A 16,322-nucleotide genomic window follows, 5' to 3' on the forward strand; every position below is an offset into this window, starting at 1 on the left:
CATGCGAAAGTAGCTCAGCTGGTAGAGCATCTCGTTGCCAACGAGAAGGTCGCGAGTTCGAATCTCGTCTTTCGCTCCATTTTATATACTCAACCTTGTTATCCTAGGATAACAAGGTTTTTCTAGTATTTGGAGAAGGATTTTACTAATGCTTTGTTGAATATTTATACAGTTAGGGATATTTTATAATATTATTAAAGCTTTCTTCTCTATATAAATTTTTTGATTAAATATTTATTCATAATAGATTAATGATTTAATTTACTTATAGATTAATAATTAACATTAAAAAACTCTTTGGAGGGAATAATATTGAGCATAGAAAATTCTTCTAATAAGTCTGAAGTTAAAGTGGAAATTCTAGGTGAAGAATATAAAATTAAGGGAAGTGAGTCACCTGAATACATTAAAAGCATAGCATCCTTTGTTGATGAGCATATGAAAGAGATTCAAGAATATGCACCATCAATTTCTAGAAAGAGAATAATAATCTTAGGTGTTCTCAACTTAGCAGATCAGCTCTATAAAGTACAAGAAATGAATGGAAAATTAAAAGAAGATAATAATAAATTAGAGAGTAGTTTTAAAAAAATTCTTTCAGAAAATAATAAATTAAAAGAAGAGAATTTAGCTTTAAAAGAAGAGTATGAAGAATTTTTAGATTTGATTGAGAAGGGGGAGCTAGGTTAATTGGAATTTAATTTAATAGATATTGTAGTTGTTATTCTTGCAGTATTATTTATGATTAGAGGCTATAAGCTAGGATTAATTAAACAGTTAACTGCAATAATGGCTATTGTAATTGCTATTTATGTTGCTCAGGAGCAGTATACTATTATTTCAGGATTTTTAGCTAGAGAGTTTGATCTTTCTGCAAAATTAGCAGAAATACTATCCTTTTTTATAATAATTATAATTGTTACCTTGATAATTAATTATATAGGATACTTTCTTACTCAGTTATTAGATATAATCTTTTTATCCTTTATTGATAATTTTGGTGGTCTATTATTTGGACTTGTGAAAGGGTTTTTGATCTTATATATTGGATTATTATTATTAAATATTGTCCCTATAGATTTAGTAGAACAGGAGATTTCTCAATCTTATTTTGCTCCTAAGATATTGAGCTTTAGCAGGGTAATTGATAAAGAGATAGAAGAGTTTTCTAAATGATATTAATTGGAGGCAACAGTTATGAATAATTTAATAGTTAGTGTAATCTTTGATGATATTACAAATTTATTGAAGATAAAAGGAGCAAATAATTATAAAATAGGAGCTTACGAAAGAGCCAGTAAGTTGTTGAGAGATTTAGAGGTTGATATAGCACAATTAATTCAGGAGGATAGGCTAACAGAGCTTTCTGGTATTGGGGAGGGCTTGGCTAAGAATATTGAAGAGATAGTTGAAACTGGGACTTGCCAAGATTACAAAGATTTAGCTAAAGAATATCCACCTACATTAATTTCTCTGTTGAAAGTTTCTGGGGTGGGTGTCAGTAAGGTTAAACAGTTTTACAGGGAACTTGGGATTAAGGACTTAGAGAGTTTGAAAAAAAAGGCTCAGGCAGAAGAACTATCTCAATTATCTGGGATTGGTTCTAAAACTGAAGAGAAAATTTTAAAGAGTGTAGATAAGTTGTTATCTGAAAAAAATAAATTAGATTTAGGTTATGCAACTAATCTAGCTTATCAGTTTAAAGATTACATAGAAAAGTTTAAAGAAGTGGATAATGTTGAAGTCACAGGTGCTATCAGAAGAAAAGAAGAGATTATTGATCAAATTAGTTTAGTTATAGCCAGTAATAATTTTGATGAAATAATAAATTTACTTAAAAAAGTGCCTATTATTTCTGATATAGATGAGTTGAATGATAAGACATTTTTGCTAGATACTAAACTAGGAGTTAAAATTAAGATTTTTGGAACTGATAATTCATTATTTTGGCAGAAAGTCTTCTGGACAACAGCTTCTGAAGAGTATAATCAAAAGTTGCAGGAAGTTATTAATGATATAGCAAAAGATAAGATAACAGATGCTGTTAAAGATGAACAGGAGATATTTAAATCTATTAATTTACCTTATATTATTCCTGAGTTGCGTGATGATTTAGAAAGTATAGATAGAGCCCAAGATAACAAGTTACCTAACAGTATTGAACTAAAAGATATTAAAGGCGATTTGCATATGCATTCTAGATGGAGTGATGGGCGATATACAATTAAGGAGATGGCTTTAGCCTGTCAAAAAAGAGGATATCAATATATGGCCATCTGTGATCATACCCAGAGTTTGACTGTGGCCAATGGATTAACTCTTGACAGATTGAAAGCACAGTGGGAGGAGATAGATAAATTAAATGAGAGCTTAGATATTACTATTTTAAAGGGAGCTGAGGTGGATATTTTAAATGATGGATTGGATTATAGTGATGATATTTTAGCTCAGCTAGATATAGTAATAGCATCAGTACATAGTGGATTCAATAATTCTAGAGAGAGGATGATGGAAAGAATCATAAGGGCATTAGAACATCCTTATGTCCATATTCTAGCACATCCTACAGGCAGGATAGTTCTTGGGAGGGGAGCATATAGTATTGACTTTGAAAGACTTGTACATAAAGCTATAGAAAGCAATACTATTTTGGAGATCAATGCTTCACCTAAAAGATTGGACTTAAATTATCAACAGGTTAGATTGGCTCATCAATTAGGTGCTAAATTTATTATCAATACAGATGCTCATAAAATTAAACATTTAGATAATATGAGTTTTGGAGTTGGAGTAGCCAGAAAGGGCTGGTTAGAGAAAGATGATGTACTCAATACTTTAGGGTTAAATGAATTCAGAAATTTTTTAGCTAAATAATTAATTATAAGGTAAAACTTAATAGGTATATTGCGACAGTTTTAAAATTAGCGTGAGTGGGTTTCTGAGTGTGAGTAACCCCCCATAAAAAGAAGTTTTATACACACTCACACTCCATAGCTCACACTCAACACAAAGTGTCGTAATATCTATCTATAAAGACATATTTAAATTTGATGATAAAATTTGATATTTATATATTTAATAATAATTAAAGGAGATGGAAAAGTGAAGATAGGAAAGCATAATGAAGGAAAAGTAGTAAAAGAGACTGATTTTGGTTTATATTTAGAGATAGATGGTGAGGAGATACTTTTACCAAATAAATATATTCCTGAAAATACTAAGCTTGATGACAATTTAAATGTATTTATCTATAAAGATTCTGAGGATAGACCTATAGCAACTACATTAACTCCTAAGGCAGAGGTTGGAGATTATGCATATTTAGAGGTGAAAGATGTTACTAGAATTGGTGCTTTTTTAGATTGGGGATTAGCAAAGGATTTATTGGTTCCTTATAGGGAACAACGGGGTAAAATGAGAGAGGGTAAGAGTTATGTGGTAAGGGTGTATCTTGACCAAGAGACAGATAGAATCGTGGCTACCGAGAAATTTGATAGGTTTGTTGACCATAGTGAGCTGGATGTATCTGAAAGTGATGAAGTAGATATTTTAATTTATAGATATACCGATTTAGGAGTAGAGGTAATAGTTAATAACAAATATTATGGATTGGTTTATAGTGATGATATCTACAAAAACTTAAAGATTGGGCAGAGATATAAAGGATATATTAAGAAGGTTAGAGAAGATAATAAGCTGGATGTAAGTTTAAGAAAGCCTGGGTATGGTAGGGTAGAGGATGCTAAGGATAAAATTCTTAAAAAGTTAAAAGAAGAAGAAGGGTTTATCTCTTTAAATGATAAAAGTTCTCCACATCTTATTAAAAAATTACTACAGATGAGTAAAGGTACATTTAAGAAGGCAATTGGGGGACTTTATAAGGAAGAGATTATAGATATAACCGATGAAGGAATTAGATTAAGGGATTAATTTAGCTGATTTTAAGCTATATATAGTTCAGCTTTATACTAATTATAGCTTCTTGAAGTTCTATTATGTTAAACAGATAAATAGTAAAGACCTTTAATCTATTTAGATTAAAGGTCTTTACTTATGAATATTAATACTAGAATAAGATATTGTGCTAGCTAAATTGTGATGCTGGCAATCTCATTTTATAGGAGTATTGGGATACTTTAGTAATTAGTGATGAGTGACGGGTAATGAGTAAAAATCTTCTCTGGTCACTTGTTACTCATCACTTGTTACTGTCGTAATCTCTCTATTGTATCAGTTTTAGCATAAGATATTAAGGTGATGGGGAGTGTCAATAAGTAATTATTATATATGTTTTTTGGAACTACTTATCTATCATTTATTACAGTATTAAATAAAGGGGGAACCTTCATGATTAATTTAGAAGAGGGGATTGATTTTCAGCAATATCTCAACTCATCTAAAGGAGAATATAAAAAAGAACAGTTAGAGATATATAATCAAGTCAATTTGGCAGATAATACTAAGGAGGTTATTAGTAAAATAACAGAAAAGATAGCCATTATAATATTTGCCGAGATATATTGTCCAGATTGTAGGATACTGCTACCTTATTTAGAGAAGATGAAAGAGTTAAATAATAATATATGTACATATATTTTTCCCCGCAGAGGATATGAAGAGATAATGGAAGAATATATAGGAGTGGCTAGGATCCCTACGATTTTAAGATTTGATAACAATAATCAACTGATAGGTCAGTTTATCGAATTTCCTAAAGTTTTTAAGAAAAGATTAGAGGGTATAGGTGAAGAGAAGAAGAAAGAGCTAATTAAAGGTTATAGAGGTGGAGCAGACAACAGCTTAATAGAGCAGGAGATTTTAGAAGAGATAATACTGAGATAACTAGATTCTAGATTAAAGAATCTTGATAAGAAAGGTGATATATTGAATGGATAAACATGCATTGAAGGTGTTAGAGTTTAATAAGGTAAAAGAACAGTTGCGTAAGCATATCAGTAGTAAATTGACAGAGACTTTTGTTGATAATCTAGAGGCTAAAACTGATATAGATTATATTAGAGCAAGGCAAGAAGAGGTAAGTCAGGCTAAACAGATTTTAGTAAAAGAAGAGAGGCCTCCTTTTGGTGGAATCTATGATATTAGGGATTCCCTATCAAAGGTAGAGAAGGATATTGTGTTATATGGTGAGGAATTATTAAATATCTTAAACACTTTAGTAACGGGTCACAGGTTAAGTAGCTATTTTACTAATTTAGATGATGAGGATAATGAGTACTATAGGATAATTAATATAGCCAGTAATATTGGAAGTTTTAAGGATTTAGAAAAAACTATTAAATCGGCAATAGATGAGCGAGGTGAGGTCAAGGATGATGCTACTCCTAAGTTAAGAGAAATCAGAAAGAATATTAGGAGAACTAGCGAAGGGGTTAGAGATCAATTAAATTCTATTGTTAATTCAAGTCGCTATCGGAAGTATATCCAGGAGTCTGTGATCACAATTCGTGATAATAGGTATGTAATACCGATAAAATCAGAAGCCCAGCATCAAGTCCCAGGTATTGTCCATGATCAGTCAGCTAGTGGTCAAACCTTATTTATTGAGCCTATGCCTGTAGTCAAACTCAATAATAAGCTTCGCCAGTTATCCTCACAGGAGGAAGAAGAGGTCTATCGAATCTTAAAAGAGCTATCTTTAAAGGTAAAAAAGAGAGTCAATGATATTAAAAATACTGTACAGATATTGGCTATATTAGACTTTATCTTTGCTAAGGCCAAATACAGTACGGAAATAAGTGGCTCAGAGCCTTTGCTTAATGGTGATGGAGAGATTAAATTAATTAAGGCACGCCATCCATTGATAACAGGTGAGGTAGTGGCTAATGATATTGAATTGGGTAGAGATTTTAATACCCTTGTGATTACCGGACCTAATACAGGAGGAAAGACTGTTACCTTAAAAACTGTTGGTTTACTAATTTTAATGTCCCAGTCTGGATTGCATATCCCAGCACTATCAGGTTCTAGTCTTGGAATCTATCATCAGGTCTATAGTGATATAGGTGATGAACAGAGTATTGAGCAGAACTTGAGTACCTTCTCCTCTCATATGAATAATATTATTAAGATTATTGAAGAGGTTGATGATAATTCCCTAGTATTATTAGATGAGTTAGGAGCTGGTACTGACCCTGCTGAGGGTGCAGCTTTAGCGATGTCTTTATTAGACTATTTGCACCAAAAGGGTGCTAAAACCATTGCTACAACCCATTATAGTGAACTTAAAACCTATGCCTATTCTAATGAAGGAGTTGAGAATGCTTCAGTAGAATTTGATGTTGAGACCCTGCAACCTACTTATAGATTACAGATGGGATTACCAGGTAGCAGTAATGCCTTTCAAATAGCCAGCAAACTAGGTTTGAGAGAAGATATTATTGCAGATGCTAATAATTTATTGGCAAAGGACAATATAGAGCTAGATAATATTTTAAAAGAGATAGAACGGGATAGAAAAGAGTATAATGATAAAAAAGAAGAAGCAGAGATTATTAATCAAGAAGCCAAAAGGCTTAAAGAAGAATATGAGAATAAACTTAGCTCTTTAGAAGAGAGAGAAGAAAAAGAGCTAAAAGATGCTTATCGAGAAGCTAATAAGATTATCAAGCGGGCACAAGATAGAGCAAATAAGATAATAGAAGAGCTAAAAGAGAAAGAACGAGCTACCGATAGGGAGATTGAAGAAGCAAGAAGTGGACTGCGGAAAGAGCGTAAAGGGATTAAAAATAAAGAAGGTAAGTTGCTTGAAGAAGCAAGACAGAATAGAGGAATTCCTGATTTAGAGATTGGAGATAAAGTTAAAATTGTTAGCTTGAGCAAGAAGGGGGAGGTTATTCAATTATTTCCTGATAAGAAGCAGGCTCTTGTTCAAGCAGGTATTATGAAGGTAAATATAGATTTAAGAGATTTAGAGAAGGTTGACGGTAATCAACAGAATCAAGATGATAGTAACTTTACTAAGGTCAATTATAGTAAGGTTAAAGGTAATAAAGCAAGGAATATCTCTCCTAAATTAGATTTAAGGGGGATGAGAGCTTTAGATGCCAAGATGAAGGTTGAGAAGTATTTAGATGATGTAATGTTAACTAATTTAAGTCAAATTGAGATCATTCATGGTAAAGGGACAGGTGTTTTAAAGGATGTAGTCCATGAGATTTTGGATAACTATCCAAGTGTACAGGAATATCGCTTTGGCAAGCCCCAAGAGGGTGGTTTTGGAGTTACTATAGTAAACTTTTAATAGTAGAAAGTAGGCTAGGGCATATGCCCTAGCCTACTTTTTTATTCTTTACCTCTTAACAGGTTAAAGAAGTCAAATATCTTATCCTTAATTTCTTCAGCTGGATTTTGTGGAGCGTGAATATCACATTTTTTTGTTGGAATGGTTTCATAGATATAATTTCCTTCTTCATCTGTCAATGGTAATTTAGTCTCTGGATCTATCTTCTTAATTGGAACTCCAGTTTTATCGACAATAATACCTGTTTCTACTTGATAAGTTCTAGTTACTACTTCCTCGGGAGGGCAGTAATCTGTAGCTATTAAACCAGTAGACTTATCTATTTTTATCTTAGCAGTTGCTTTGTGTAAAGTTCCAACTTCTGTTGGTTCTGTACCCTCAATAAATAGCTCTTCGCGTCTTGCTTCAACTGGGCAGTATTGGTTAGGTAATTTACCATCTTCAATACAGATTTCTTTAGCAATAATATTATTCGGTCTTTTAAACTCTTTAACTGGTCTATTTTTAACAACTTTCTTCATATAATCTCCCCAGATTTTAGATGCTTCACCACTGGAGATGATATCCATTTTGATCTTACCATTACCATCTTTGATGAGATTTCCTTCTTTATCTTTCATTTGATATTCCATTCTAGTAGGAGAGTCCTCACCCAGCCAGACTGATGTTACTAAATCAGGGGTATAACCAACAAACCAAGCATCAGTATAATCAGAGGTTGTTCCAGTCTTACCAGCAGCAGGTCTGCCTAAATAAGCTCTCCAACCAGTTCCCCAGACTAAAGGTCCCCGAGAGATAGCAGATTTAAGCATATCTGTTACTAGATAGGCTACACTCTCATCAAGGACAATATTGCGATGAACTTCATTTGATAAGATTATATTACCATTATTATCTTCAACTTTAGTAATAGCTATAGGATCTGTTTTGATACCACCAGTAGCAAAAACTCCATAGGCTGTTGCCATCTCTAAAGGTGTTACACCTTTGGTTAATCCACCTAAAGCTAAAGATAGATTCCTATCTTGAGGTACTAGGTTTTTGATTCCTAGACTTTTAGCAACATTCATAGCATTGTCAATACCTACTCTTTCTAGTAACCTAACAGCTGAAACATTAAGTGATTTTGCTAAAGCTATTCTCAAAGTAGTTGGACCATGATACTTTCCATCATAGTTTTTAGGAATCCATAGCTCATCTTCATCACCATTGAGTGTGGTTTTATATCCTTTGGGTGTATCATCTACTACGGTTCCAGTTCCAGCACCTTGTTTGATAGCTGTAGCATAAACAAAGGGTTTAAAAGAGGAACCTGGTTGTCGATAAGCTTGGGTTGTGCGATTAAATTTGTCATCACCACGCCCACCAATCATTGCTTTAATATAGCCAGTATGGGGATCAATAGTAAGCAAGGCTATCTGTGGCTGAGTCTTGCTTTGACCCCTTTGGCGAACAATAGTAGGTAAATAGTTGGTTTCAAAGGCATGGTCTACTGTTTCTTGAGCTTCTTTTTGCATATCTAAATCTAAAGTAGTATAAACCTTTAACCCACCAGTATAAACCTGTTTAGCACCAAATTTATCAAGTAATTTTTTTCTAATGTATTCAACGAAATAAGGGGCAATTTCAGCATTGTTTTCTTTGGCCCTTTCTAGCTTGATCTCCTCATTAATTGCTTTATTGTAATCATTTTGAGAGATATATCCTTGTTCTAACATCTTTGTTAGCACAAGGTTTCTACGCTTTCTTGCCTTTTCTATGTTTCTATAAGGGGAATAGCTATTAGGTGCTTTAGGTAATCCTGCTATTAAAGCAGATTCAGCAAGAGTTAAATCTTCTACATTCTTATTAAAATAAAATTTAGCAGCACTTTGTACACCATAAGCACTGTGTCCCAAAAAGATTTCATTTAGATAAAATTCAAGAATTTCTGACTTAGTATACATTCTTTCAAATTGCATAGCGATATACATTTCTTGTAATTTACGAGAGAATAACTTTTCGTGGGTAAGTAGGGCGTTTTTAGCTAATTGCTGAGTAATAGTACTAGCACCTTCCACTTTAGCCATTGCTTTGATATCTACCCAGATAGCTCTTAGAATACCTCTAATATCTATTCCATAATGCTGATAGAAGCGTTCATCTTCGATTGCTACAATAGCGTGTTGTAAATTTTTCGGTATCTTTTGAATCGGAACATAGATTCTGTCCTCTTTATATAATTTAGTTAAAACTTCACCATTAGCAGCATATACTACACTGCTTTCGCTTGTCTGCCACTGACCATAATCAGAGATGTCGGGGCTTCTTTTGATAATCCAGGTGACTCCACCGATTATCGCACCCATACCAATAGCCATAGCTAATATAATTAATATTATAATCAGTTGTTTAATCTTTTGCCTGTCTTTAGACAACATACTCCCTCCTTTAAAAGGTATATAGGTTCGTGAATCTAGAATAAAATTTAACCATGAGGCTATAGAGAGATATTACGACACTTTCGTGTCGGTGTGAGTGAGTAGTTTGAGTGTGTGTGAAGTGCCTTTTTATTGAATTTCACTCACACTCCCACACCAACTTACACTTATAAGAAGTGTCGCAATATCCCCATTAACTTTCATTTTGAATTCACATACCTATATATTAAAAAATTATTAGGCTCTTCCATGACTTTTGTGAAAAAACAAATTGATAACTAATAATAAAATATAAGAAATCGGTTATCAGGAATTTGGAATCAGTATAATTCACAGCTTTCTGACTCCTGATTCCAGATTCCTAAGGTTATATTTTGAGCTATAACTATTGTTAATCACAAAGCTTGTTATTGAACCAATTATTATTTTATTCATAAGATTTTAATAGAATTTATAATTATTTTATCAAGGTAAAAGATGATTTACCATTATTTCTAGCTTTCTAATATTTTTTATGAAATTAGCTCATAATAAATACTATCTTTATTAGTTGCTTACCTGTGCTAAGACCTTTAAATATTATAACATAAAATAGACTTTATATATAGTAAATTCCCCGTTTAGCTATCAATCATACGAACCAAATGGATTATTTTTACACATTTGATATTGGACTCTACTTATGATATAATGTTAAAAAAGTATTTTCAGATAAATAAACACTCTTTCTCTATTAATATATAAGAGGAAAGAGTTTTTTAATTTAAATTTATTATTATAAGTCTAAGTTTCAGTTTAAGTAAAACATTAAAAATTACTTGACCTTAGACTTAGGTTTAAACTTGAACAGTTGCTTATAGGCAACTTTACTTTTTACAATGTACATAATTTTTAATTCTATATATATTTGACAATAGGGGGAAAGGTAATGGAAATCGCAGAACAGTTGAAGATAATCAAACGAGGTATCGATGAGATGATTGGTGAAGAGGATTTAGTCAAGAAATTGAAGAAATCTAAAGCAGAAGGTAAAGCATTGAAGGTGAAATTAGGTCTAGATCCGACTGCTCCTGATATCCATCTGGGACATACTGTAGTTTTACAGAAGTTAAAGCAGTTTCAAGATTTAGGACATGAAATTATCTTATTGATTGGTGATTTTACTGGTAGAATTGGGGATCCAACAGGTAAATCTAAGGCTAGAACTCAATTGACTGAAGAAGAGGTTAAAGAGAATGCTAAAACCTATGAAGAGCAGATCTTTAAGATATTAGACCCTAAGAAGACTAAGGTGGTTTTTAACAGTCAATGGTTTGGAGAGATGGGCTTTAGTGATGCTATCCAGTTATCATCTAATTATACAGTAGCTAGGATGTTAGAAAGAGAGGACTTCTCTAAGAGATACTCTAATAACCAACCAATTAGTATCCATGAGTTCTTTTATCCAATTTTACAGGGCTATGATTCAGTAGCAATTGAGGCTGATGTTGAATTAGGTGGAACTGATCAGAGATTTAATCTATTAGCAGGGCGTAATTTGCAAAAAGAATATGGTCAAGAGGCACAAGCAATTATTATGATGCCTTTGTTAGAAGGTCTAGATGGTGTCGATAAGATGAGTAAGAGTAAAGGAAATTACATAGGAATTAATGAAGCACCTAGTGAGATGTTTGGTAAAGCTATGTCTATGCCTGATGAGCTGATCACACGTTACTTTGAATTATTAACAGATATTTCATTAGAAGAGCTAAATAAGATTAAAGAAGGTTTAGCTAATGGTGAGCTACATCCAATGAAGATGAAAAAGAAGGTTGCTAGAGAGATAGTAAGTAAATATTATGATAAGCAGACCGCCTCTGATGCTCAAGAGGAGTTTGAAAGAGTCTTTAAAAAAGGAGATACTCCTGATGAGATTCCAGAAGTAGAAGTGGCTAGCAGTGATTTAGAGGATGGGAAGCTATGGATTGTCAAATTGGTGGCTGCTACTGGATTGGTAGATAGTAACAGTGAAGCTCGCCGTATGATTAAACAAGGTGCTGTCAGTATAGATGATGAACGCTATGATAAGATGAACCTTGATATAGAAGTAAAAGATGGAATGGTTATCAAAGTTGGGAAGAGAAGATTTGCTAAGATAATTTTGAAGTAGAAATTTTATTTAATTTAGAAATAATTTTGCACAAAATCACCCTTTAATTAATAAGATATTAAGGGGTGGTTAGAGTGCTTTTTTTCTTGAAAAGATTTCTAAAAATTGGATTAATAGTAATAATAATCTTTGCCTTACTCTTTGTAATACTGATAGAAACTACTTTACAACCTATTTTAAATAATGTCTGTGAAGTAGAAGTTACAGGAATATTAACAACTGTTATCAATAAAAGTATTAATCAAGCTACTAGTGGATTATCTTATAATGATATGGTTAGGATTAAGACAAATAAGCAAGGTCATATAATTTTAATGGAACCCAATTTAAAGTTTGTAAATAGATTATCTTCTGATGTAACTTTAGAGATACAGGGGAGATTGAATAACCTCAGTGAAAGGGTTATTACTATACCTATATCTCAAATTTTTGGGGTTGAAGTCTTATCTAAATTCAGTCCAAGAATTAATGCTCGGATAATACCCCATGGAGCTGTAAAGACTGATGTTGTTGATGAGTTTGATTCAGTAGGTATTAATCAAACACGCCATAGGCTTTATTTGAAGGTAGATACTAAGGTGAGGGTAGTTGTTCCCCTTACAGGAACAGAGATAGCTGTCAGTACACAGGTTCCTATGACAGAGGCTGTAATTGTTGGTCAGGTTCCCCAAGTATATATAGGATTAGAAAAAGGACTCTTTAAAGAAGGGGTAATCAAAAAGGAGTGAGGAGGTTACTATGAAGAAGGAATTTAAAGTTAAAACACCTTTATATAGTAAATGTATAGAAGTACCTAAAATTATTGATAAGGCTACAGGGATACATATTCTAAGTCGTTTTGTCAAATCTATTATCTTTACTACTGATGTTGTCGTGATTAAGAATAATAATGCTGATGCGATTATGGCTGTTTATCCTTTTACACCACAGCCGATACTCTCTCATGCCTTAGCCACAGTAGCTAATATGCCATTGATGGTGGGGATAGGTGGAGGAACTACTCAAGGGGATAGAGTGGTTGAGCTAGCTTTAGATGCAGAGTTTCAAGGGGTTTTGGGGGTAGTATTGAATGCTCCTATCGATAATAAGACCTTATCAGCTGTGAGGCAGGCTGTCGAGATTCCTATTATTGTCTCAGTTATATCTACAGAGAGGGTAGAAGAGAGATTAAAGAATGGGGCTGATATCCTCAATGTCTGTGCAGGTAAAGATACAGTTGAAGTAGTTAGATACATTAGAGATAGATATCCTGATGTTCCTATTATGGCAACAGGTGGTTCAACTACTAAAGCGATAGAGGAGACTATTGATGCAGGTGCAAATGCTATCGTTTATACACCTCCAACTACAACCCAATTGATGAAGGATTTGATGGCAACATATCGTACATGATTTCCAAGCAGGCAGATGCCTGCTTTTATTTTTTAGGTTGCTAACAGGGGGATTTTATAGGTTGGTGAATCTATAATAAAATTTAACCATGATGCTATATAGAGATAATACGACACTTTCGTGTCGAGTGTGAGCTATGAGTGTGAGTAAACGACCCTCTCCTAAATCCTCTCCCTGATAAGGAGAGAACTTTAACTTCTTTTTTGTTCCTCCCCTTTTAAGGGGGACATTTAAAAATTGAGATTCCACGAAGAGTTTTTGGTCTTTTAAAAACTCGTAGGGGAGGTTAGGTGGGGGATAATTCACATACCTATATCAAAATGATGATGATTAAAGCTTGGTTTATATTTACCATTGTATTTTAATTATCAAAACTATAAAATTATAGATATAGAGAATAAAAGGAGGAATAATAATGGCGGGCAATACAAAAGTGGTATTTGGGCTTAGCATAGGGTTGATAGTATCTTCGTTGATTTTAGGAATCTTCTTTTATCAAGCCCAAAAAGAGGTAAATACTATAAAGGTAGTAGGGCTAGCATCTAGAGACTTTGTAGCAGATAGAGTTAAATGGAACATAACTATAGAGGAGGAGATTTCAGAAGATAATCTTAAAAAAGGTTATCTACAATTAAAAGATAGTACTGATAAATTAAAAGCAGAGCTGAAAGCAATTGGAATCAAGCAAGAAGGTATTAATACCAAACCTGTTAATGTTTATAAAGAGTATGATTATATCAATGAAAAAGGTCGAAGTAGTAAAGTTTTTAGAGGGTATAGACTACAACAGCATTTCTATGTTATCTCAGATAAGGTAGAAGAGATAGAAGAACTCAACTTTGATCCAATCAAGCTCTTAGATAAAGGAGTTGTTATTGAAAACTCTAACTTACAATATTTCTATTCTAAAATTGACCAGTTGAAAAAGGATATTATATCTAAAGCAATGGTAAATGCTAAAGAGAGAGCTAATAAAATATTAGAGAATACTGATCTAAATCTTGGTAAGACAATATCTATCAAATCTGGAGTATTTCAGATTACAGAGCCTTATTCAACTAATGTATCTAGTGGAGGGGTTTATAATACTTCTACTAAACATAAAGAAATTCGAGTAACTGTTCATGCTGTTTTTGAGATAGATTAATTATGTTAGTTATAATAGAAGGGCATATTATCTAGAAGTATAAGATGGAATCTACGAAAGTAGGTTCTATTTTTTATTCTGTAGTCTTAATTAGGTTTATTTCAAAGCAACTTGGTTATAATAATTATTAGTTATTAGCTGTAAATTTTGGCTAAGAACTAAGGAGGATAACCATGAAAAGAGGTCAAGATTTAATAGGTTTAGCAGTAATAGATTTGGAGATAGGTGAAGAGATAGGTCAAGTAACAGATGTATTTTTTGACCATCAATTACAAAGTATATTGGGTTTGAAGATAAAGAAGAAAAAGGGAAAAGGTCAAGACTTTATTCCTTATGAAAAGTTATATAGTTTAGGTGAAGATATGGTTGTCATAGAGGATAAAAATTGTATTGGTGAATGTCAAGAGAGATATCAGAGCTTAATAGATGAAGGAGAGGTTATTGGACATAAGGTGATCAGTGATCAAGGAGAAGAGTTGGGGATGGTTGAGGATATACTCCTTAATGATAATGGAAAGTTGGTTGCCTATGAACTAAGTGAGGGCTTAATTCAAGATATTTTGCAAGGAAGAGAGACTTTGACGATAGATAATACTGTTAGCTATGGAAAAGATGCAATTATAGTCGAAAGTTCAAAGAGGTTGCCTTAATAGGAGGGATGAGGTTGGGAAATCAAGAGAAGAGGGGTATTTTATTATTAATTATCTGTCTGGCTTTTTATTTCTTCTATCATGTTAGAGTTATCCTACTCCCTTTTATATTGGCAATACTATTGGCTTATCTAATAAATCCCTTGGTCGAGGAGTTGATTGATCGTGGACAGCCCCGGATTGGAGCATTAATCTTTATCTTTGGTCTCTTTATAACTATCTTTTCTTTTATTTTAATAACCTTTCTGCCAGCAATTATTGATGAGCTAGATGTGTTAGCTCATAGATTGCCTGATTATGCTATGAGGCTAGAGAGCTTGATAGATAAGATTAACATTAAGTATCAGCGAATTGACCTTCCTGATACTATAACTACTATCCTAGACAAGTCTATTAATAGATTAGAAGAGAATACATTGGAGTTTATCCAGAAAACCAGTGGAGTACTTTTAGGATTATTATCTAGAATGTTCAGTTTGATTATGGCCCCTATTCTTGCATTTTATCTACTAAAGGACTTGGAAGTGATTAAAGAGTTTTTATGGTCTTTAATTCCTAAAAGAAGAAAGAAGGGAATTAAGGTTTTGTTAGGGAGAATAGATAGATCATTATTTGGCTTTTTTAAAGGTCAATTATTAGTTAGTGTACTAGTAGCTATTTTTGCTACTATCGGCCTTTATCTACTTAATATTAAATTTTATCTAATCATTGGAATAATAGTGGGTATTTTTAATGTAGTACCTTATTTTGGCCCGATCTTGGGAGCCTTACCAGCTGTCATAATAGCTAGTTTTACGTCAAGTAAGTTGGTTATTATGGTTATTTTTCTCTTTTTTATCATTCAACAGGTTGAAGGAGGAATTATTGCACCCAAAATTATGGGTGAGGAGGTGGGCTTACATCCTATAGTTATTATCTTCTCACTTTTAGCAGGGGGAGAACTTCTTGGGATTATAGGGATGTTAATGGCTGTTCCTATTGCTGCTATCATCAAAGAACTACTAAGATACATTATTTATGAAGTATTAATCTCAGTTGACAATAGATAGCATTTTTAGTATGATAATTCTTAGTATTATACTAAATTTAAAGCAATGGTTAATAGTTTACAGTGTACAGTTGATATGGATGTCCAACTTTATAGTCAAATTTAATATGGTGTTATATAGTCATCCAACTTTAGAATGAAATAATAGAAAGATAGTGTGACACTTTTTATAATGATAAATTTACTAGCCACAGGTTTCAACCTGTGGTGATGATGACATGTTACACTACGGGTTAAAACCCGTAGCTAAAACTT

Annotated in this window: 13 protein-coding genes and 1 tRNA gene; 13 read left to right on the forward strand and 1 reads right to left on the reverse strand. The window is 32.9% G+C overall.

Translation table 11 applies throughout. The annotated features are described in order from the left end of the window. Nucleotides 1-3 precede the first annotated feature (3 nt). The 7 genes from ACTCDL_RS08960 (at nucleotide 4) to ACTCDL_RS08990 (ending at nucleotide 7,261) form a co-directional block, all read left to right on the forward strand. Nucleotides 4-79 (forward strand) — tRNA-Gly (locus tag ACTCDL_RS08960). A 233-nt stretch (nucleotides 80-312) separates the two neighbouring features. Beyond that, the gene (locus ACTCDL_RS08965; RefSeq protein WP_463175926.1) at nucleotides 313-690 is read left to right on the forward strand and encodes a cell division protein ZapA; all 378 of its coding nucleotides are present in this window, start codon (nucleotides 313-315) and stop codon (nucleotides 688-690) included. Next, on the forward strand, nucleotides 691-1,176 hold the full coding sequence (locus ACTCDL_RS08970; protein WP_463175927.1) for a CvpA family protein: 486 nt from the start codon (nucleotides 691-693) through the stop codon (nucleotides 1,174-1,176). Nucleotides 1,177-1,197: 21 nt separating this feature from the next. Continuing rightward, nucleotides 1,198-2,874, forward strand: coding sequence for a DNA polymerase/3'-5' exonuclease PolX (gene polX, locus ACTCDL_RS08975; RefSeq protein ID WP_463175928.1), 1,677 nt, complete (start codon nucleotides 1,198-1,200; stop codon nucleotides 2,872-2,874). 228 nt (nucleotides 2,875-3,102) lie between these two features. Then, entirely contained in the window at nucleotides 3,103-3,930 is an 828-nt protein-coding gene (locus tag ACTCDL_RS08980; protein WP_463175929.1) for a CvfB family protein, read from the forward strand. A 417-nt stretch (nucleotides 3,931-4,347) separates the two neighbouring features. Next, a complete protein-coding gene (locus tag ACTCDL_RS08985) occupies nucleotides 4,348-4,842 on the forward strand; it encodes a thioredoxin family protein (protein ID WP_463175930.1) in 495 nt (164 codons plus the stop codon). 46 nt (nucleotides 4,843-4,888) lie between these two features. Then, the gene (locus tag ACTCDL_RS08990) at nucleotides 4,889-7,261 is read left to right on the forward strand and encodes an endonuclease MutS2 (protein ID WP_463175931.1); all 2,373 of its coding nucleotides are present in this window, start codon (nucleotides 4,889-4,891) and stop codon (nucleotides 7,259-7,261) included. 41 nt (nucleotides 7,262-7,302) lie between these two features. Here ACTCDL_RS08990 and ACTCDL_RS08995 read toward each other — a convergent pair whose 3' ends face one another. Then, nucleotides 7,303-9,678: a penicillin-binding protein 1A gene (locus ACTCDL_RS08995; RefSeq protein ID WP_463175933.1), complete on the reverse strand. Its 2,376-nt coding sequence runs from the start codon at nucleotides 9,676-9,678 to the stop codon at nucleotides 7,303-7,305. 931 nt (nucleotides 9,679-10,609) lie between these two features. Here ACTCDL_RS08995 and tyrS point away from each other — a divergent pair. The 6 genes from tyrS to ACTCDL_RS09025 all read left to right on the forward strand — a co-directional run bounded on the left by tyrS (nucleotide 10,610) and on the right by ACTCDL_RS09025 (nucleotide 16,068). Next, nucleotides 10,610-11,830 carry a tyrosine--tRNA ligase gene (tyrS, locus tag ACTCDL_RS09000; protein WP_463175934.1) on the forward strand — a complete coding sequence of 407 codons (1,221 nt, stop codon included), beginning with the start codon at nucleotides 10,610-10,612 and terminating at the stop codon, nucleotides 11,828-11,830. 86 nt (nucleotides 11,831-11,916) lie between these two features. Beyond that, nucleotides 11,917-12,558 (forward strand): sporulation protein YunB, encoded by a 642-nt coding sequence (gene yunB / locus ACTCDL_RS09005; RefSeq protein WP_463175935.1) that lies wholly within the window; start codon nucleotides 11,917-11,919, stop codon nucleotides 12,556-12,558. A 10-nt stretch (nucleotides 12,559-12,568) separates the two neighbouring features. After that, complete coding sequence (locus ACTCDL_RS09010) at nucleotides 12,569-13,222, forward strand: hydrolase (RefSeq protein ID WP_463175937.1); 654 nt, start codon at nucleotides 12,569-12,571, stop codon at nucleotides 13,220-13,222. Between the two features lie 415 nt (nucleotides 13,223-13,637). Then, nucleotides 13,638-14,369: an SIMPL domain-containing protein gene (locus ACTCDL_RS09015; RefSeq protein ID WP_463175939.1), complete on the forward strand. Its 732-nt coding sequence runs from the start codon at nucleotides 13,638-13,640 to the stop codon at nucleotides 14,367-14,369. Between the two features lie 173 nt (nucleotides 14,370-14,542). Further along, on the forward strand, nucleotides 14,543-15,019 hold the full coding sequence (locus tag ACTCDL_RS09020) for a PRC-barrel domain-containing protein (protein ID WP_463175941.1): 477 nt from the start codon (nucleotides 14,543-14,545) through the stop codon (nucleotides 15,017-15,019). A 14-nt stretch (nucleotides 15,020-15,033) separates the two neighbouring features. Further along, entirely contained in the window at nucleotides 15,034-16,068 is a 1,035-nt protein-coding gene (locus tag ACTCDL_RS09025) for an AI-2E family transporter (protein ID WP_463175942.1), read from the forward strand. Nucleotides 16,069-16,322: the final 254 nt, after the last annotated feature.

Source organism: Orenia sp., assembly GCF_055140805.1.

What these genes read in the sequence shown, in the direction of transcription:
- polX (WP_463175928.1), top strand. Translation starts at nt 1,198, where the DNA reads ATGAATAATTTAATAGTTAGTGTAATCTTTGATGATATTACAAATTTA.
- ACTCDL_RS08985 (WP_463175930.1), top strand. Translation starts at nt 4,348, where the DNA reads ATGATTAATTTAGAAGAGGGGATTGATTTTCAGCAATATCTCAACTCA.
- ACTCDL_RS08990 (WP_463175931.1), top strand. Translation starts at nt 4,889, where the DNA reads ATGGATAAACATGCATTGAAGGTGTTAGAGTTTAATAAGGTAAAAGAA.
- tyrS (WP_463175934.1), top strand. Translation starts at nt 10,610, where the DNA reads ATGGAAATCGCAGAACAGTTGAAGATAATCAAACGAGGTATCGATGAG.
- ACTCDL_RS09010 (WP_463175937.1), top strand. Translation starts at nt 12,569, where the DNA reads ATGAAGAAGGAATTTAAAGTTAAAACACCTTTATATAGTAAATGTATA.
- ACTCDL_RS09015 (WP_463175939.1), top strand. Translation starts at nt 13,638, where the DNA reads ATGGCGGGCAATACAAAAGTGGTATTTGGGCTTAGCATAGGGTTGATA.
- ACTCDL_RS09020 (WP_463175941.1), top strand. Translation starts at nt 14,543, where the DNA reads ATGAAAAGAGGTCAAGATTTAATAGGTTTAGCAGTAATAGATTTGGAG.